Below are 18,156 nucleotides of genomic sequence, written 5' to 3'. Positions count from 1 at the left end.
AAGCTCGCTGTTGAAATCTCTTTCGGCGTATTGCTTCATGGCCAACAAATGCTAGATTTATGACGGAGATTCATCAGAGAAAGCACCTTCGATCGGAAGGCTAGGGGCGATAGAAACGGTTCGATAAACTTATGGCCACAATTCGCGACGTCGCCAAACTCGCTGACGTATCCGTCTCGACGGTATCGCTGGCTTTGAGCAATCCGGCGCGTGTCAGCCAGAAAACGCTGGAGAAAATCCGTCAGGCGATTGCCGCTGTCGGCTTCGTTGCCGACCCGCTTGCCCAGAGTCTGGCGCGTGGGCGCAGCCGCATGATCGGCTTCGTCGTCGGCAATGTCGGCAACCCGTTTTTCGGGGATATCCGGCGCGAACTGGAGAATTATGCGCTCGACCATGAGCATTTCGTCGTTGTGACCGACTCCTCGGGCAAGACGGATCGTGAGAGGGCGATGGTCGAGCACCTGATCGGCCTCAAGACCGCGGGTCTGGCGCTTTCACCCTCAGGGCACGATCAGGACTATCTCGACTTCATCGCCAGCCTGAACGTACCGATCGTCTGTTTCGACCAGAAGGTCGCGGGCATCGAGCGCGATTTCGTCGGCTCCGACAACTATCTTGCCGGCGCGATGCTGACCGAGCATCTTCTGCAGCTCGGCCATAGACGCATCGCCTTCATCACCGGCCCGAGCCATATGCATACGGCAACGGAGAGATATCGCGGCTTTGCCGATACGATGGCCAATGCCGGCGTCGAGGTGAACCCGAACTTCGTCGTCGATGGGCAGTTCACGCGCACGGCGGGCTACGAGGCGGCGATGCGCCTGCTCATCCAGCCGGAGCGCCCGACAGCGATCCTCGGCGCCAACAATACGGTTGCGCTTTCGGCGCTGCAGGCTATGCAGGAATTGGGTTTTCGCTGTCCCGAAGACATCTCGCTTGCCATGATCGACAATGTGCAATGGAGTTCAGTCATCACGCCGCGCATCACCATGGTGGTGCAGGATACGCTGGCGCTCGGCGGCATCATCGCAAGGCGGCTCATGCACCGCATCACCAATCCGCAAGGCACGGTTGAGCCGCCGCAGGATTTCGTGCTGACGCCGAAATTCGTCCCCGGCAATTCTTGCCGGAGGATCTAGAGCAATTCCAGGAAAAGTGCGCAGCGGTTCTCAGATTCCGTGAAAAACTGAACCGCTCTAGTTCCATCGTGCACGGCGTCAGGGAGATGCGGCGCCGGAAACTCCTAGGCTTTGGCAGCCGGGCGCTGCCGGCTTCTGCTCTCCAGCAGAATGGCGATCACGATATAGACGGCCGCCAATATCCACAGCGTCAGGAATGGTTGGCGGACGTAGGGTAGGGGCGCACCGAGCTGCGAGACGGCAACGATGCCATTGATAGCGGAGGTGCTCGGCAACGCCGTCGCGATGGCGTGCAGAAAGGGCGGCATCGCCTCGGTCGGCCATGAAAAGCCGGCCAGGAAGAGAAAGGGGATGCCGAGCGCGGCGGATACGAGCTGCACCGTCAGGGGACTGCGGAAGAGGCTGGCGATAACCAATCCGAGAGCACCAACGGCAAGCACGAAGGGGAGCGCGAAGACGAATATCGAGAGCGGCGTGCCGAGGCGGGGAATATTATAGAGATAGGGAATGACGATCAGGTAGAAAGGCACGACAATGGCTTCGAGGATCAGATAAGCAAGCAGCTTTCCAGCAACGACCGAGATCGGTCCGATCGAAGCCGCCGGCCCGGTTCTGAGCGCATCGTTTCGATAGGTGCCGAGCAGGCCGACGCCGATCAGGAGCGTTTGCTGCATGATGAGCACGAAGGCGGCCGGCAGAATGTAGGTCGCATATCCTCCCTGCGGATTGAACAGCGGCACGGCAGTCAAGGGCATGGGGTCCGAGGCGGCGGCGGCAATTCTGGGATCGACTTTGGCGGCAATCAGCCTTGCCGTTTCGACCTCCGCTCCCATGGTCTTTGCAACGGCGGTAACGCCGCCGGATATGCGCTGATAGATCAGGAAATAGCTGGCATCGGCGTAGAGCGCGACGGGCGACTGCCGATTATGCAGCAGATCGCGCTCGAAATATTGCGGAATGACGAGAATGCCAAAGAGGTTGCGGGCATGGACCTCGCGCTCGGCACTTGCCTGATCCGGAAGAACGGCGGCAACCGCGACATCCGCCGAGGCATCGACGCGCCGGGCAAGCTCGCGGCTGCTGTTGGTGCCGTCGAGATCGACGACGGCAATCGGCACATGGCGCAAGGCTTCCGTGCGATAGGGCTGCGGATAGAAGGCGGCATAGATGATCGTGGCGATGATGAGCACCGAAAAGGCCGGCTTCAGCGAGAGAACGCGACCGAGCTCGATACGGCAGATGGTGAGAATTGCCTTCATGACGCGACCCTTCCAGTTGTGGCCGCTTGTTGCATACGGCGTTGCCGCCGTGCCCGGATCACTTCCAGTCGCAATGCCGCCAGGCTCGCGAGCAGAAGCACCATGAAGAGCAGGACAGCAATCGGTTTCCAGGAAAGATCAAGCGGCGTGCCGCGGATGGTCTGGTCGATCCGCGCCATCAGATACCAGGTGCCGGGAATGATCTGCCCCCAGTAATAGGCGAAGGCGTTCATGCCGATGCGCGGAAAGCCGATGCCCATGAAGCCGAAGGCCGGTGCCATCAAGAGCGTTCCGATGCTTATGGCACTCGCCATGGGCCGAAGCAGCAAAGCCAGGAGCACGCCGATGAATTGGTCGGCAAGGATAAACAGGATACCGGCCAGCACAAGCAGATAGCGATTGCCGCGCAACGGCATGCCCAAGGCCCCGAAAAGAACCCAGTCCGCAATGCCGAGCACCACTAGGAACAACAGCGTATAAGGGAGTATCTTTCCGGCCATCGCCGGCCACAATCCTCCACCAAGGCGCCGCAACAGGCGCAGGCGATGCACCGTTTCGACATCAAGCCCGATCGTATAGGCCATCGTCGTGACGATAATGACCTGCAGTACGCTCGGTAGCAGAGCGGCGAGCAGAAAATGCGCATAGTTGAGCGTCGGGTTGAAGAGCGGATTGACCTGGACGGGTATGGGCGCGAGCGCCTTTTCGGCGGCATCGACAGGTTGACCTTCGGCGGTTCTGAGCGACAGACGGATGCCGGCTGCAACGGAGGGAACCGCGGCGCTGACGCCGCGCAGCGTCAGATTGCCCGTCGTCATCGTCTGCGTGTTGTAGAAGAAGACGACTTCGGGGCGGCGTCCGGAAAGGACATCGCGCTCAAGGTTGAGCGGCAGCATCAACAGGCCGTGAACCTGGCCGGACAGGATCAGCCGTCTGCCCTCGGCGAGGTCGCTGACATTGCGGATGACGGCCGTATCCGGCGTGGCGTCGACGGTGCGGATGATCGTTCGCGAAAGATCGGTATTGTCGAGATCGAGCACGGCGATCGGCAGCCGCGTGGCGAGGCCGGCGCTGAAGACGGCTGCCAGCACCCCCATTAGCAGAAGAGGCAGGATGGTCGTGAGGAACAGCAGGAAGGGACGGCGCCAGAGACGATCGAATTCCCTTCTGAAGACCGTCAGGAAGCCGGGGCGCAACCGTCCTTTCGCCATCATGTCAACGCTCCGCCGGCGGCCAGGATGCAATGACGCTCATCCCGGGGCGCAGGCCCTTTACGGGCTGGACCGGGGTTGCCCGTACCTCGAAGGTGCGAAGGTCGAAATCTCCCGTCGCCCGCGTGGCACGCCAGGTCGCATATTGCCCCTGAGCATTGATCATGGTCGTCTTTACGGTGATCCTGTTGTCGCCGAGGGCTGGAACGGTGACGTCAAAGCTGTCACCAACTTTCAGGCCCTTCAGCAGATCCTCGCGAAGATTGAAGGTGAACCACGGGTTCTGCAGATCGATGAGCGAAAAGATCGGCGCCCCCGCCGAAAAATTCTCGCCGAGTTCGGCGACGCGCGTGGTCACCTGTCCTGAAATCGGCGCGACGATGGTCAATTCGTGAGCATCGGTCTGCTGCTGGTTGAGTGATGCCCTTGCCTGCTCGACCTGCGTCGCCGCCAGGGCCTTTTCTTCCTTGCTTGCACCGGCGACGGCTAGCTGGAGATTGGCCTGGGCCGACTCGCGCTTGCGGATCGCCGCTTCAAGGTTCCGGGTCGTTTCGTCGACGCGCGATTGTGTCGATGCCCCGGTCGTAATCAGCTTTGCCTGACGGTCTGAATCTTCCTGATACAGCCTGACGTCCGCATCCGAGGCAGCGAGTTCCGCCTGACGCGCCGCGATCGTTTCCGGTCGGGTGCTGTTGACCCTGACGAGATCGGCCTGGGCGACGGAGAGTGCCGCTTCGGACATGTGCAGAGCGGCGGTAAGCTGCGGGCTTTCGAGTTCGGCGATCACCGTGCCGCGCTCGACATTGTCGCCGACATCGGCGTTCAGCTTCGCAACCCGGCCCGAAACACGCGGGCTGATGTCGACGCGATTGGCTGAAACTTCACCCTGAACGATAAGCGGCGGTGGTTTTGTGGCAAACCATAAAAGGACACCGAGCGCCGCCAGGATCACGATGCCAATCACAACACGAATCGTTCGCCACATACAGTCGTCTCCCCAGTTTCGCTCTCGTGACGGCCAACGGCAGGAACTGTTCGGGAACTGGCCGGGGTCGCAGGGATGGCGGGGCGAGATGCGTATCGGCACCCGCTTCTGTCATCGTTGCGACATCGGCCGGCTGTCCCTCTGCCGGCGATTGTCACGAGGACTGTAGCAGAGGAAAATGACAAAAGCACTTGTCGTTGAACCGCTTGTCGCGGCTCTGCCCCTTAGGCATTCACCTGCCAAATTCTGCAAAATGCGGATTGCGGCCCGATGACGAAAACCGCCTCTCCTTCAGAAAGAGGCGGCTGAAATAGCCAAGCTGTGCTTGACCATCCCGCCAGAAGCTCCAGATAGGTTCGATAGGCTGGGTTGCCTTTCCATCACGGCAATCCGTCCAGTTCCGCCACCCCCTCGATTATCTTCCTGACGATTTTGTTCCTTTTTATCCTTCATGCTCTCGGGAAAATCTGTGATGTCGGGCATTGCGGCCCGCACGCATCGAATGTTGCCATAATGATGCGCGTCAATTTGAAAGTTCGGTCATTGCGATGATCACCATTGCCTGCTCCAATTTGAGCAGTAAAACAGCGCTGTTCGGAGGCGAGAGGCCTGATAAACCATCTCGCAGAATTTGTTTGGTATTGCTTTTTGATACTGACTATGGCCGGTGCCGGCAATTGGCTGCGGGTCCATGCGAGGTTTGGGGACAGTGATGGAGATTCAGACGCATTTGCCATCCCTGGTGCGCGTCCTCGGGCAGGTGGCGATCATCGTCTACGCCTATTCCTGGGTCACCAGGACCATCGAGCGCGGCGTTTTGAAGTCCGTTGCTGTCGGGCTGCTCTTCGGCCTGGGGGGCATTCTGTCGATGGGCGATCCCATTCGATTTATGCCCGGCGTGTTCCAGGACGCCCGCTCGATCCTGCTCGTTCTGACGCCGATCTACGGCGGTGCGGTTGGTACCCTGGTTGCTGCCGTCATGATGGGCGTGTTTCGCTACATGGTTGGCGGGATAGGGGCGGTGGCCGGAGTCGCCGGCATTCTGATCGTTGCGACCGCAGGATATATTCTGACGCTGTTGCCGCGCCAGTTGATCGGCACCGGATGGAAACGCTCGGCCCTGTTCGGCCTGGCGACGACAACCTCGCTCGTCGTTCTTGTCTTCCTGCCATGGCCGGTCGCGCGCGAACTCCTCCTTTCGGCGACGCTTCCGGTGACGACCGTCAACATCCTCGGCGTCATGCTGCTCTCGGATCTGCTTGAAAAAGAAAGCTACCGCATCGGCATTCAGCGCGCGCTCGAGAACGAAGCCACGCTAGATCCGCTAACAAGGCTCCCAAATCGCCGGGTCCTGCAGCGCGAAGGGGATCGTTGCAGCAAGGAAGCCGGGACGAGACGGATTCCCTTTTCGATCATCATGCTCGATATCGATCACTTCAAGAAGATCAACGACAATTGGGGGCATTCCTTCGGCGATACCGTGTTGGCGCGGGTGGCGGATGTGATCCGGCTGACGGCACGCAAGACCGATATAGCCGCCCGCTACGGCGGCGAGGAAATAGTAGTCCTGTTGCCGAACACCGACATGAGAGCTGCCGGCATCGTTGCAGAGAAAATCCGCGCCGATATCGAGACGACGGTCTTGATGTTCGAGCAGGAGGCCATCCATGTCACCGCCAGCTTCGGCATCGCCTGTTCCCACGAGCCGTCGGTCGATTTCAAACAAGTTCTCGAAGCGGCCGACAAAGCGCTCTATCGCGCGAAGGCGGCCGGAAGAAATCGCGTGGAGCTCGCGGAAACGGCATAGGGTGCCGTTGCAAGTTCCCTGCCGGTTTCGGCGGTCGGCGCGATGCCGTCTCATGACTTTGTTTCGGCCGTGTCTTCTTGACGGGGATGGGCAGTCCGGCGTAACTGGATGCGACGGTTCCCCAAGGAAGACTCCGCGGGGATTAATAGGGAACACGGTGAGGACGACCCAAAAGGGACCTAGACCGTGGCTGCCCCCGCAACTGTAAGCGGATTGCCGATCATCCCGGAATGACCAGCTTGCTGTTCACCTCCGAGGGCCTCAGGGCCATGCCACTGCGAATATGCATCGCGGGAAGGCAGGTGATTGTCAGATATCCGTGAGCCAGGAGACCTGCCGTCGATCACGATCCAATCAACCGGGCGGGGATGCTCGGAAAGGACAGAGAATGATTGACCTGAGCCTTCGACATTATCGGGCGTTTTTCGGCCTTGATTGGAATCTCCGCAACCGGCGGCAGCCTGTCTGAGCGCTGTCGCGCCGACGCTGCCAGATTCCCATTCCGATCGAGACCTTTCATGCGCCATTTTTTGACGACCATTGCTTTTGCACTTGGGCTCACCGGGTTTGCCGCCTCCGGCTTTGCGGCGACCCAATATCCGCTCACCATCAACAATTGCGGCCAGCAGGTTACTTTTCAGAAGACTCCGAGCAAGATCGTATCCATCGGCCAGGGTATGACCGAGATCCTGTTCTCGCTCGGCCTTGCCGACAAGATTGCAGGAACGGCCGTATGGGTCGGTCCGGTGCTGCCGAAGTATGCTAAGGCCGATAGCAAGATCGCCCGGCTTGCCGACAATGATCCGAGCTTTGAATCGGTCGCGGGCAAAGAGCCAGATTTTGTCGCAGCCGAATTCGAATGGCATATCGGCCGGCAAGGTGCCGTCGGCAAGCGCGAGCAGTTTTCCGAGCTCGGCATCAATACCTATATCGCGCCGACCGATTGCGTCGCCAAGATCAACGCCGGGGGCGGCGATGGCGTGCGCAAGGAGCTGTTCACGATGGATCTCGTCTATCAGGAGATCGACGAACTCGCTGAGATTTTCGACGTTAGGGATCGCGGCGATGCGCTCGTCGCCGATCTGAAGAAACGCGAGGCGGATGCCGTCGCATCGATTGCCGGGGCCAAGGCCAAGGGCCTTCCAATCGTGTTCTGGTTCTCCAGCAAGGAAGTCAGCGGCGATGCCTATATCGCCGGCAAGAACAGCGCGCCGGCCTATATCCTGAAGACGCTCGGCGCCAAGAATGTCGTGACGACGGAAGAGGAGTGGCCGCTTGTGGGATGGGAAACGATCGCGCAGGCCAATCCGGCTGTGATCGTCATAGCGACGATGGATCGCCGCCGCTATGCGGCTGACGACCCGAAGGTCAAGCTCGACTTCCTTCAGAAGGATCCGGTCACCAGCCAGCTCGACGCCGTCAAGAACGGGCATTTCGTCATGATGGATGCGCAGTCGATGAACCCGACTATCCGCACCATCGATGGCATCGAAATATTGGCCAAGGGCATCAGATCCTTCGGTCTGGCAGAGTAGAATGCGCCTGATTGGAGAACGACGGCAGAGGTGGGCGCTATTGGCGCTCACCATGGCTGCGTTTGTGCTTCTGGCGTTCATGATCAGCCTTGCGGTCTCGATCGGCGAGATTTCGATCCCGTTGTCGACGACGGCAAAGGCCGTATCGAACCGGTTGTTCGGAACGGATTTCGAGCTTAGCCGGATCCATCAGGGCATCGTCTGGGATTATCGCTTGAGCCGTGCGCTCGTTGCGGCAAGCGCCGGAGCGTCGCTTGCGCTGAGCGGTGTGATCCTACAGGCCCTGCTGCGCAATCCGCTTGCGGAACCCTATGTGCTCGGCATTTCCGCAGGTGCCTCCACCGGGGCGGTCTGCATCATGATCCTCGGGCTCGGTTATGGGGTTCTGGGGCTTTCCAGCGGCGCCTTCATCGGTGCGGTCGTCGCCTTCCTGTTTGTTGGCCTGCTCGCGGCCGGTGTCGGCGGCACAAGCGAGCGCATCATCCTGTGCGGCGTCGCCGGCTCGCAGCTCTTCAATGCGCTGACCTCCTATATCGTCACCACATCGGCCAATGCTGAGCAGGCGAGGGGCGTCATGTTCTGGCTGCTCGGTTCGATGAGCGGTGTGCGCTGGCCGGATGTCTATCTTTCCGGGCCGATCGCCATCACTGGCTTCGTGATCTGCATGGCGCATGTCCGCGTACTCGATGCTTTCGTCTTCGGAACCGATGCTGCGGCTTCGCTCGGCATCGCCGTGCGCCGCGCGCAGATCGTGCTTCTCGGAACGACGGCCTTCATGACCGCGGCGGTCGTCAGCATTGTCGGCTCGATCGGTTTCGTCGGGCTCGTCATTCCGCATGCAGCCCGTTTCATGGTCGGTCCCAGTCACGACCGCCTGTTGCCGGCATCGGCGCTCGGTGGCGCGATTTTTATGGTTGCAGCCGATATCGTCTCGAGAATCATCATTCCCCAGCAGATCCTGCCGATCGGCGTCGTGACCGCACTGTTCGGCGCTCCGGCCTTCGCCATCATTCTCTATCGCGCCCGGAGGACGGCATGAGCATCGCGGTCGACAACGTAACCTTCGCTGCCGGCAACACGCTGATCGTCAACGGCATCAGCCTCTCGGTGGAAAGGGGTAAGGTGCTCGGTCTGCTGGGGCCGAACGGTTCCGGCAAATCCAGTCTGCTGCGGCTGATCTGCCGGCTGCGAAAGGTCAAGAGCGGTGTCATCCGGCTCGGCGGCAGCGACATCGCCTCGATTTCACGCGGCGACATCGCTCGCCGTATCGCGCTGGTGGAACAGCAGGCAACGACGGATACGCAGGTGACCGTCATCGATGTCGTCCGCCTCGGGCGCACCCCCCATCGTGGCCCGCTTTCGTCCTGGAGCGCCCGCGACGATGCAGCGGTTTTGGATGCACTCGCCCGTGTCGGCATGCGGGATCGGGCGGGGCAGCTATGGCAAACCTTGTCCGGCGGCGAGCGGCAGCGCGTCCACATCGCCAGAGCGCTGGCGCAGACCCCCAGCGAGTTGCTGCTCGACGAGCCGACGAACCATCTCGATATCCAGCATCAACTCGACATTCTCGGCCTGATTTCGAAGCTTGATGTTACCTCCGTCGTCGCGCTGCACGACCTCAATCTGGCGGCGATGTTCTGCGACAGTCTGGCGGTGCTGCAGAGGGGTGAAGTGGTTGCGGCCGGTTTACCGGAAGAGGTGCTGACGCAGGAGCTGATCGAACGGGTTTTCGGCGTGCGCGCCCATGTCCAGAAATCATCGGTCCATGGCCGCTGCAACATTCAATACATGGCAGGCTGATCCTCGTCCGGACCACAAAGATCGAGCCGTTCAATGCGGGTTTTCGGGAATAGCAAGACGCAGAAATCGACGGCCGCCTTCGCCACGCCGGGCTTTTCGTCCGAAAACATGATGAAGCTGGGGGGCCCTTCAAAGTCGATCCCATCGTGACGGAATTTGACTTGGACCTCTTCGCCGGGTCTGCAGGCGGCTTCACGTCGTCTCGACGAGCGGCTTGAGGCGGCCGAGCGCGATCCCAACCGGCAGAGATTGCGTCGAGGAATGCCCGTGCCTCCTCGAAGCGGCTCGCATCGAGCACCTCTCTGCCATGGCGCTCATGCCTTACCAGGGATGCTGCCTCCAGGAGCTGCAAGCGCTTCACGATCGTCTGACCGCTGCTCAACTGGTGAGCTTCAGCACCATTTCGATCTCGTCCTCAAACATCTCGCCTGTCGGCACAAAGCCGAGGCGCTTGTAGAAACCTTCGGGGCTATCGTCACCGACGACATAGCAGGTGAACAACTCGGAAAATCCGCGTGCCTTCATCTCGCGGACGACGAGCGCGATCGCCTTCTCGCCGAAGCGCATGCGCTGATAAGGGCCGGCGATCATCAAGCGCCAGAGGAAGACGCCGGGGCAATCGATTACGTCGTAGTCGGAGCCGATATGCAGCATCACGAAGCCCACCGGCGTGTCGTCGGCATAGATGGCGCGAAACCACGCATTCTCGGAAAAATGCGCTTCGGCGATCGAGGTGCCGTTGTCGGCGACCTTATCGCGCTGGGCTTCGGTCAGCGTCTCGCTGAGTTCGCAGATATCGCTGACGGTTTGCGAGGTGATGCGGCGCAAAGAGATTTCGGAGGCCGAAGTCGGCTGTTCGGTCATGATCGTTTCCATGTTGAGATTTTGATCCGGCAACGCCGGCATGGTTTGCATCGTCCGCCGACGATCCGAGATTTGCCCCGAGGTTAGCTAGGTTTACTGACGAGTATTGTCAATAAACAAAACCATAGGATGAAAACGGAGGGTGCGATTCAAGGTAAGTTAGACAGATCGCCACCATATTCATGTCAATGTGCGCTCCGAAACCAGCCCGTAAGTTTGTTGCAGACACCGGCTTTCTCAGCCCATCCCCTGCTTCTCCGATCTTTCTCGGAATCTGCGGATTTTGCGATCATGCCATCTCTGCGCTGCAGGTCGATGACATCGCATGAAACCATGACTTCGCGCTATCCGATCGGCACCTTCGCTCGCTCGAAGCTCGTGACTGGTGCCGTGGCACATAGTGTCACCAGTTGGGAGAAACCTGTTCCGGCCAGGAAAGTGGGGCCACCGCATCTGCTGACGCCTCAGCGAGAACGACCACGCGCGGAAAGAGACAGAACCAAAGCTGCGCCCTGCGACCGGTCGCGGTAACGGCCTTGCGACCCTGGAGGTCGACGGCGATATGCTCGTAGCCGAGGACCTTGCCATCGAGTGGAAAGCTGGCCTTGTAGACGGCCTCCTTGGCGCTGAACAGCAGGCGCAACGCAAGATACTGGTCGATGCCGTCGAGGATGTCGCCGAAGATTGGCACGATGTCGGCGATGTCGGCGGGTAGCGGTTCGGCCGGCTCGACGTCGATCCCGAGCGAGACGGCGCCGGCCTTGCGCGCCACGGCGGCAACTGCCATGACGTCGTCATGGGCAAGGGAACCCGTAATGCCCGCCGGCCAGAGCGGGGCGCCGGAGGCCGAACGCTTAATGACGGGATTCTCGATTCCTTCCAGGACAAGCAATTGCCGGGCGATCGCGCGCGCCGCGCCGCTTGCGCGCCGGGTATGAAGCTGGCGGGAGGAGATGGTTTGGGCTTCCTCCGGTAGCAGCAGCTTTTCGTCGCCATCGCGGATGGCGCGGCAGCCGACTTTGACGCCGGGCGGCGCCAGCTTCGCTATTTCTGCAAGCAGCGCCGTCTCCGCCGCGCGGGCAGGCGCTTCGCCGCCGCTCATGCGTCGGCGACCGGCCTGACGAAGGAATGGAGCTTGGCAGGATTGCCGCGCCAGATCGAGTTCGGTTCCAGGATCTCACCTTTCATGACGAAGCAGTCGGCATCGGCAATCGAGCCGTCGCCCATGGTCACGCCGTAGTGGATGAAGGCGGCGGGGCTGAGCGTGCATCCATTGCCGATGCGGATGTGATCCGACTTGAAGGCGCCTTCTTCCAGCGAATGCGCCTGGATGACGCAGCCTTCGTTCAGCGTCGCATCGTCGCCGATCTCGACCAGCGAGCGTTCCGTCAGGTTCGAGCCGCCGTCATAAACGCGCCGGCCGACCTTCACGCCAAGCGCGCGCATGATCATGGGCCGGAAGGGTGTGCCCGCGAAAAGGCGCACGATCGGGGAATCGGCCAGCTTCCAGTGGCGTTCGTGCCGCCAGAAGGTGATGTCGTAGATTGTCGTCATCTGCGGCCGGAGGCGACGGAAGCCGAGGCTCGCCCACTCCACGAAAATATAGAACGGTATCGTGAGGCCTGCCGTCAGGACGACTGCGACGAACAGCGCCGTCTGTGCCCATTCCGTATAGTAGTTCAGTGCGCGGTCCCAGATTGTGAGCGTGACGAACAGTGCCACCCATTGCACGGCGACGAACATCAGCGCGGTCGCGAAATTGTGGCGGTTCTTGTGCGGCAGGCGGGCGCGGCGATCGTCTTCGCTCACCCCCTGGATCAGCTCCTTGTCGCGCTTGACCATGCGCGGGATTTCGAAGGGCGGCGAGCCGAGCAGGCCGACATTCTCACGCAGCACACCATCGACCGGCACCATGACCTTCGTGCCGAGCAGGCAGTTCTCGCCGGTGCGCCCGTCCGGCGGATAGAAGATGTTGTTGCCGAAGTAGTTTCGCTCGCCGACCTTCGTGTGCTCCAGCCGGAAAGTGGATGCCGACTTGTGGATGTTGATCATATAGAGCCCATCCGACACCATCGTCCCGCTGCCAATCTCGCACATAAGCGGATTGTCCTGCTGCTGGTTGCTGCCGAAATTCGAGCCGGTCTGCACCACTTCGTTGAGGTTCCAGCCGAGCGCCCGGATATAATGGACGACGGCGGAACTGTCTCCGAAGAGCAGGTTGATGAGGCGTATGTTGGTGCATACCTCGACGACTGACTGCAGCCAGAAATGGAAGCCATAGAGCCTGTAGGTGCGCCCGGGCTTGAGAACAAGGCTGAACAGGCGGGGCACGGCCAGCGCGGCGAATAGCGCGACGGCGATGGCGCCGAAGAGCGTTATAGTCGTTCCGATCGCGACGATGCCGATCGTTTCCTGGTAGTCGTCGCTGACATTCTGCCAATAGGTTTGGAACAGCAGCGGAAACGGCGTGACGAGGGCGAACATGGTGATGAGCTGTACGGTGTCGTAGAGAATACGACGCGTTCTCGAAAGCGTCACGCCATGTACTTTGCAATAGTCTGCCGTCGTCGAGACGGCGGGCGAGCCGTGCCAATGCCCGTCATCGGGAATATGCTGGCCGCGCTGCAGCGACGATGCGTGACCGAGCTGGGCGCGGTCGCCGATCGAGGTGTCGATGTCGATGACGCAGCCAAGGCCGACGAACGCATCACGGCCGATGGTGATCGGACCGGTGTGGATATAGCCGGCCTGGGCATGGTAGCCGAGAAGCATCGATTCCTTGCGCAGGATCGAGTTCTCGCCGATTGAGATGAGGTCGGTGCAGACAGGAATGGTGCGGCACTCGATAGTGGTGTTGCGGCCGAGCCGCGCCCCCAGCATGCGAAGATAGAGGCTGTAGAGCGGACTGCCGCGGAACAGCACGACCGGCGCCGTGCGGATCAGCGTCTGTACCACCCAGAAACGATAGTAGCGCAGGCCCCAGATCGGGAAGCTCTCGGGCTTCCAGCGCCCGATCAGCAGCCATTTCATGATCACAGCGAAGCCGGACATGCCGAAGAAGACGGCCGCCGACAGGAGCGCGCAACGCAGATAGAGCTGCACCGGGTCGTCGAGCATGTCGTAGACCCAGTTGAGACCGTAGTTCAGAAGCCAGAGGCTGAGATAGCTGTAGACGCCATAGAACAGGAGCTGCGCTGCCCCGCAGGTCCAGTACGCGAAGTTCGAGGCGCGATGCGTCAGGCACGGTTCTTCGACGGCTGCTACGTCTTCTTCCGGCCCATGCAGGTGCTGCGCAAGGCTGGAGACGGTCGGATACATATAGATGTCGCGCATCGACGTGGTCGCCCATTCCTTGCGCGTGCGCAGCTTTGCGCAGAAGCGGGCCATCAACAGCGAATTGGCGCCGAGGTCATCGAAGAAGTGATCCTCGACATAGATGTCGTCGATTTTTAGCACATCCCGCAGCGCCTCCGTCAGGAAGCGCTGGTCTTTTGTAGACGGCAGGATTTCCTTGCGCTCGGTGCCGAGCCTCAGGCTGGCCGGCTTCGGAAGCTTGCGCGTGTCCACCTTGTCGGAAACGGTCATCGGCAGCGCCGGCAGCTCTTCGAGGAAAGAGGGCACCATATAGTCGGGCAAGCGGCGGCGCAGTTCCTTGGCAAGGTCGGCGCGGGCGATCGAGTCGACACCGATTTTCAGCGCATAGTAACCGACGAGTTCGACACGGCCGGGCTCGATCTCCCAGGTGGTGACCGCCGCCTGCGCAATGCCGGGCTGGTCGAGCAGCACGGCTTCGATCTCGCCGAGTTCGATGCGGTAGCCGCGGATCTTCACCTGCGTATCGATACGGCCGTGATACTCGATCTCGCCGTCGCTATTGATGCGGCCGAGATCGCCGGTACGGTAGATCCGCTGCGAGGGGTTGTTGGGAAGGCCGACGAAATCGGGGATGAATTTCTGCTCGGTCAGATCCGGGCGGTTAAGGTAGCCGACCGCAAGGCCGATGCCGGCGATGCCGATCTCGCCGAGTTCGCCCGGCTCGGAGAGCTTCGGCGACTGGGCGTCAAGGATGACGATGGAATAGGTCGGCAGCGGCGCGCCGATGGTCACCGGCCGCTCGGGCGTCAGGTATCCCATGGTCGCGGTAACCGTCGCTTCGGTCGGGCCATAGGTATTGAGGATTTGCCGCCCGTCCTTCGACCAGCGCGTGACGAGATTGTGCGGGCAGGCCTCGCCGCCGACCAGGATGGCGCGGAGCGTCGGCACGTCGCTTTCGATCGAGGAGAGCAGCGTTGGCGAGCAGGCCATGCAGGTGATGGCATTGGCACGCAGGAAATCCGCCAATTCTTCGCCGACGAGCGTCATGCGCCCCGGTGCGGGCACCACCGTCGCGCCGGCGGCGAAAGGCACCCATATTTCCTCCGTCGAGAAGTCGAAGGCGATGGTCATACCCTGATAGACGCGGTCGCCCGGCCGATAGCCGTAGGCCTCGGCGGCAATGCGCACGAAATTGCAGATGCTCTGATGGCGTACCGCCACGCCCTTCGGCCGGCCGGTCGTGCCTGATGTGTAGAGGATGTAGCAGGTGTCGTCCTCGGTGACGGCGATATCCAGCGGCGTATCGGCATATGAGGCGGTATCAGAATAATTGCCGTCAATGACGACGTGGGGCACGGAAAGCCCGGCGGCACGCGTTGCATAATGGGGAACGGTGATGACGAGGCTGACGCCGGCATCCTCGACGATCAATGCCATACGCTCCTCGGGGAAAGCCGGAGCGAGCGGCACGAAGGCCGCGCCGGCCTTCATCACGGCGAGGATGGCGATATAGGTATCGGCGGAACGATCGAGGAGCAGAGCCACCCGGTCGCCTGGCTTGACGCCGCGTTCGATGATCAGGCGGGCGAAGCGGTTCGCCTGGGCGTCCATCTCCCGATAGGTCCAGACGCGGCCGCTGTCGATGACGGCGGGCGAGGGGCCGTGAACATCGGCCAGCCTTTCGAAGAAGCGGGAAAGCCGCTCATCGGGCCGGCCTTTGTGGATTGAGTCGGGACCTCGCAGAATTTGCGGCGCGCGGCCTTTCCCGATCACTTCTGTAACGTCCTGAGCCTGGCCGTGCATATCGGTCCCTAGTCGTTCATCTTTAAAATTGTGCTTGGTTGCCGTGTCCGGCGGTGCCAATGCGGCAACATTCTTCGCGCAGGCGCCTTACGAGCAACCCAAGCAAAAGGGAAGTGGATTTTTCGCCGCAGCGGAAAAAAGCCCCCTTTTGTTTGGTGTAAGTGCAGCAACCCCCTGGTACCCGGCGCGAAAAGCACTTGCCACTCTGTGACTTAGCAGAAAGTAGCGCGCCGTTACACTGGAATGTTGGGATATCTTTGATATCCGTCCCGGCATGGTTGACGATCCGAACTATGGACGAGTGAATTTCGGCTCGATCACCTTGGGTTGTCCTCCCGACATGGATGCCGCCCTACGCGATCGGTGGAGCGGGCCTTGTCAACGACGACACATCATGCCTGCAATCCCAGCTGCGCGGAACGGCGGATTGCCTGTGGCGGCTGGCCGAAGGCACGCAGGAAGGCGCGGCGCATGCGTTCGCGATCGGCAAAGCCGGTTTCGCGAGCGACGACATCGATCGGGTGGCGGCCCTGTTCCATCATCAGGCGGGCCGCTTCCAGCCGCAGGTTTTCAACGGCTTTGGCCGGCGACTGGCCTGTTTCGGCGCGGAACGTCCGGCTGAACTGGCGTGGGCTGAGATGGGCGGCCTCCGCCAATTCTTCCACCGACAGCGTGGACGTCAGATTGCTGCGCGCATGCGCCAGCGCCTTCTGGATGCGGTCGGATTTCGGCTCCAGCTCCAGAAGCGTGGAAAACTGCGACTGACCACCGGCGCGGCGATGATAGACGACGAGCTTGCGGGCAACGGCTCGGGCGATCTCCAGCCCGTGATCCTTCTCGACCATTGCCAGCGCCAGATCGACGCCGGCCGTCATGCCGGCCGAAGTCCAGACCGAACCGTCGATGATGTAAATGCGATCCTCTTCCGTCCTGATCCGCGGATAACGGTTCCTGAGTTCGCGGGCGAGATACCAGTGCGTCGTGGCGCGGCGGCCGTCGAGAATGCCGGCTTCGGCGAGAAAAAAGGCGCCCGTGCAGATGGAGGCGAGACGGCGCGTTGCGGGAAGGGCCGCGCGGATGAAATCCGCCTCGGCCTTGGTGGGCAGCTTGATGTGGGGCGCCCCGGCAACGATCAGCGTGTCGAAACAGGGATCGCTTAAGGCTTCCGTATCGATGATCATACCGAGCGAATTGGCGATCGGGCCACCGGTCTCCGAGAGGAAATGAATGTCGTAGGCTTTCTCGTCGAGTTCGAGATTGGCGAATTCAAAGGCCGAAACGGCAGCGAGGCTCATGATCTGGAAGCCGGGAAAGAGCAGGAAAGCAATTTGCTGCATGGCGTCATGTCCTAAAAGAAGATGTCCTAAAAGGTGGTATATTCGACATTCATGACATCGGCAAGCGGGTGTAAAACTCTCCTCAAGCGCAAGGCATAGGGCCGGCGCGCAAAACGGAGAAATGATCATGGCACAGGAACATAAGGGTGCGGCGATGGTGACGGGGGCATCCTCGGGCATCGGTGCGATCTATGCGCATCGGCTGGCAAAGCAGGGCTATAACCTCATTCTCGTCGCCCGCAATGGCGAGCGATTGAAGGCGCTGGCAAGCCGGCTGACCGATGAGACCGGCCGCACCGTCGAGACCCTGTCCGCCGATCTTGGCCGGAAAGACGATCTTGCCAAGGTCGAGAAGGTGCTGAAGGAAGATCAGAGCATCACCATGCTTGTCAATAATGCCGGCTTCGGCGGCACGGCGCCGCTGCTCCAATCCGACGCCGACAAGATGCAGGAGATGGTCGATCTCAATGTGGCGGCGGTGATGCGGCTGACCTATGCCGCTGTGCCTGGTCTCGTTGCCCGTGGCGGCGGCACCGTCATCAATATTGCCTCGGTCGTCGCGATCGCGCCCGAAATTCTGAACGGCGTCTATGGCGGAACGAAAGCCTTCGTACTCGCCTTCAGCCAGTCGCTGAAGCATGAGCTTGCCGATAAGAACGTTCGCGTCCAGGTCGTGCTGCCGGGCGCGACGGCCACCGAATTCTGGGGCATTGCCGGCACGCCTGTCGAGCACCTCCCAGGCGAGATCGTCATGTCGGCGGAAAACATGGTCGACGCTTCGCTTGCAGGCCTTGCCGAAGGCGAATTCGCGACGATCCCGGCCCTTGAAGATGCGCGATTGCTTGCAAATTACGAGCAGGCACGCCAGGCTTTGATGCCGAACCTGTCGCGTTCGACGCCAGCGCTGCGCTACAAGGTCTCGTGAGGGCAGCCAATAAAGACGGCATCGTCCGCTGGTTAGCCTGATATCACCGCTGCCACGGCTCGATGACATTCGGCCGTGGCACGGAGTTTGCTGGGCTCAGGGTTTTGGAGGATGGCATCGCGCACGAGCTGGTTCTGCGGTCCCAGCGCGCTCTTACAGAAGGGTGTGCTGGAAAA

Annotated in this window: 14 protein-coding genes and 1 riboswitch; of the genes, 6 read left to right on the top strand and 8 right to left on the bottom strand. The window is 60.9% G+C overall.

From position 1 onward, the window contains the following. Window positions 1-131: 131 nt before the first annotated feature. On the top strand, window positions 132-1,139 hold the full coding sequence (locus QD409_RS00970; protein ID WP_092854471.1) for a LacI family DNA-binding transcriptional regulator: 1,008 nt from the start codon (window positions 132-134) through the stop codon (window positions 1,137-1,139). A gap of 104 nt (window positions 1,140-1,243) precedes the next feature. Here QD409_RS00970 and QD409_RS00965 read toward each other — a convergent pair whose 3' ends face one another. The 4 genes from QD409_RS00965 to QD409_RS00950 form a co-directional block, all read right to left on the bottom strand. Then, a complete protein-coding gene (locus QD409_RS00965) occupies window positions 1,244-2,398 on the bottom strand; it encodes an ABC transporter permease (protein ID WP_430761613.1) in 1,155 nt (384 codons plus the stop codon). Then, entirely contained in the window at window positions 2,395-3,612 is a 1,218-nt protein-coding gene (locus QD409_RS00960) for an ABC transporter permease (protein ID WP_092854474.1), read from the bottom strand. The genes QD409_RS00965 and QD409_RS00960 overlap by 4 nt, the downstream gene beginning before the upstream one ends. Before the next feature lies 1 nt (window position 3,613). After that, window positions 3,614-4,594 carry an HlyD family secretion protein gene (locus QD409_RS00955; protein ID WP_092854476.1) on the bottom strand — a complete coding sequence of 327 codons (981 nt, stop codon included), beginning with the start codon at window positions 4,592-4,594 and terminating at the stop codon, window positions 3,614-3,616. Between the two features lie 291 nt (window positions 4,595-4,885). Beyond that, complete coding sequence (locus QD409_RS00950) at window positions 4,886-5,077, bottom strand: hypothetical protein (RefSeq protein ID WP_430761612.1); 192 nt, start codon at window positions 5,075-5,077, stop codon at window positions 4,886-4,888. Window positions 5,078-5,306: 229 nt separating this feature from the next. Between QD409_RS00950 and QD409_RS00945 the strand changes: the two genes are divergently transcribed. The 4 genes from QD409_RS00945 to QD409_RS00930 all read left to right on the top strand — a co-directional run bounded on the left by QD409_RS00945 (window position 5,307) and on the right by QD409_RS00930 (window position 9,736). After that, window positions 5,307-6,401, top strand: a complete 1,095-nt coding sequence (locus QD409_RS00945) for a GGDEF domain-containing protein (RefSeq protein WP_430761611.1) — start codon at window positions 5,307-5,309, stop codon at window positions 6,399-6,401. A 97-nt stretch (window positions 6,402-6,498) separates the two neighbouring features. After that, window positions 6,499-6,756: riboswitch (cobalamin riboswitch) on the top strand. Between the two features lie 163 nt (window positions 6,757-6,919). Continuing rightward, the gene (locus QD409_RS00940; protein WP_430761610.1) at window positions 6,920-7,936 is read left to right on the top strand and encodes an ABC transporter substrate-binding protein; all 1,017 of its coding nucleotides are present in this window, start codon (window positions 6,920-6,922) and stop codon (window positions 7,934-7,936) included. A 1-nt stretch (window position 7,937) separates the two neighbouring features. Beyond that, window positions 7,938-8,975 carry a FecCD family ABC transporter permease gene (locus QD409_RS00935; RefSeq protein WP_430761609.1) on the top strand — a complete coding sequence of 346 codons (1,038 nt, stop codon included), beginning with the start codon at window positions 7,938-7,940 and terminating at the stop codon, window positions 8,973-8,975. Further along, a complete protein-coding gene (locus tag QD409_RS00930) occupies window positions 8,972-9,736 on the top strand; it encodes an ABC transporter ATP-binding protein (protein WP_092854484.1) in 765 nt (254 codons plus the stop codon). Before QD409_RS00935 ends, QD409_RS00930 begins: the two co-directional genes overlap by 4 nt. 378 nt (window positions 9,737-10,114) lie before the next feature. Here QD409_RS00930 and QD409_RS00925 read toward each other — a convergent pair whose 3' ends face one another. The 4 genes from QD409_RS00925 to QD409_RS00910 form a co-directional block, all read right to left on the bottom strand. Then, entirely contained in the window at window positions 10,115-10,600 is a 486-nt protein-coding gene (locus tag QD409_RS00925; protein ID WP_430761608.1) for a GNAT family N-acetyltransferase, read from the bottom strand. A gap of 403 nt (window positions 10,601-11,003) precedes the next feature. Continuing rightward, entirely contained in the window at window positions 11,004-11,702 is a 699-nt protein-coding gene (locus tag QD409_RS00920) for a 4'-phosphopantetheinyl transferase family protein (RefSeq protein WP_092854485.1), read from the bottom strand. Continuing rightward, window positions 11,699-15,718 carry a Pls/PosA family non-ribosomal peptide synthetase gene (locus QD409_RS00915; protein WP_430761607.1) on the bottom strand — a complete coding sequence of 1,340 codons (4,020 nt, stop codon included), beginning with the start codon at window positions 15,716-15,718 and terminating at the stop codon, window positions 11,699-11,701. The genes QD409_RS00920 and QD409_RS00915 overlap by 4 nt, the downstream gene beginning before the upstream one ends. 392 nt (window positions 15,719-16,110) lie before the next feature. After that, window positions 16,111-17,055 (bottom strand): GlxA family transcriptional regulator, encoded by a 945-nt coding sequence (locus tag QD409_RS00910; RefSeq protein WP_430761606.1) that lies wholly within the window; start codon window positions 17,053-17,055, stop codon window positions 16,111-16,113. A gap of 127 nt (window positions 17,056-17,182) precedes the next feature. On the opposite strand from QD409_RS00910, the gene QD409_RS00905 reads away from it, so the two are divergent. After that, entirely contained in the window at window positions 17,183-17,980 is a 798-nt protein-coding gene (locus tag QD409_RS00905) for an SDR family NAD(P)-dependent oxidoreductase (RefSeq protein ID WP_430761605.1), read from the top strand. Window positions 17,981-18,156 lie beyond the last annotated feature (176 nt).

Source organism: Rhizobium sp. BR 315 (assembly GCF_050577975.1).
Taxonomy (GTDB): Bacteria; Pseudomonadota; Alphaproteobacteria; order Rhizobiales; family Rhizobiaceae; genus Rhizobium; species Rhizobium miluonense.
Note: the sequence above shows the minus strand (reverse complement) of the source record. Positions and strands in the feature narration are given on the sequence as shown.

Coding starts and splice junctions, on each gene's coding strand:
- QD409_RS00970 (WP_092854471.1), top strand. CDS start 132: ATGGCCACAATTCGCGACGTCGCCAAACTCGCTGACGTATCCGTCTCG.
- QD409_RS00965 (WP_430761613.1), bottom strand. CDS start 2,398: ATGAAGGCAATTCTCACCATCTGCCGTATCGAGCTCGGTCGCGTTCTC.
- QD409_RS00960 (WP_092854474.1), bottom strand. CDS start 3,612: ATGATGGCGAAAGGACGGTTGCGCCCCGGCTTCCTGACGGTCTTCAGA.
- QD409_RS00955 (WP_092854476.1), bottom strand. CDS start 4,594: ATGTGGCGAACGATTCGTGTTGTGATTGGCATCGTGATCCTGGCGGCG.
- QD409_RS00950 (WP_430761612.1), bottom strand. CDS start 5,077: ATGCCCGACATCACAGATTTTCCCGAGAGCATGAAGGATAAAAAGGAA.
- QD409_RS00945 (WP_430761611.1), top strand. CDS start 5,307: ATGGAGATTCAGACGCATTTGCCATCCCTGGTGCGCGTCCTCGGGCAG.
- QD409_RS00940 (WP_430761610.1), top strand. CDS start 6,920: ATGCGCCATTTTTTGACGACCATTGCTTTTGCACTTGGGCTCACCGGG.
- QD409_RS00935 (WP_430761609.1), top strand. CDS start 7,938: ATGCGCCTGATTGGAGAACGACGGCAGAGGTGGGCGCTATTGGCGCTC.
- QD409_RS00930 (WP_092854484.1), top strand. CDS start 8,972: ATGAGCATCGCGGTCGACAACGTAACCTTCGCTGCCGGCAACACGCTG.
- QD409_RS00925 (WP_430761608.1), bottom strand. CDS start 10,600: ATGACCGAACAGCCGACTTCGGCCTCCGAAATCTCTTTGCGCCGCATC.
- QD409_RS00920 (WP_092854485.1), bottom strand. CDS start 11,702: ATGAGCGGCGGCGAAGCGCCTGCCCGCGCGGCGGAGACGGCGCTGCTT.
- QD409_RS00915 (WP_430761607.1), bottom strand. CDS start 15,718: ATGCACGGCCAGGCTCAGGACGTTACAGAAGTGATCGGGAAAGGCCGC.
- QD409_RS00910 (WP_430761606.1), bottom strand. CDS start 17,055: ATGCAGCAAATTGCTTTCCTGCTCTTTCCCGGCTTCCAGATCATGAGC.
- QD409_RS00905 (WP_430761605.1), top strand. CDS start 17,183: ATGGCACAGGAACATAAGGGTGCGGCGATGGTGACGGGGGCATCCTCG.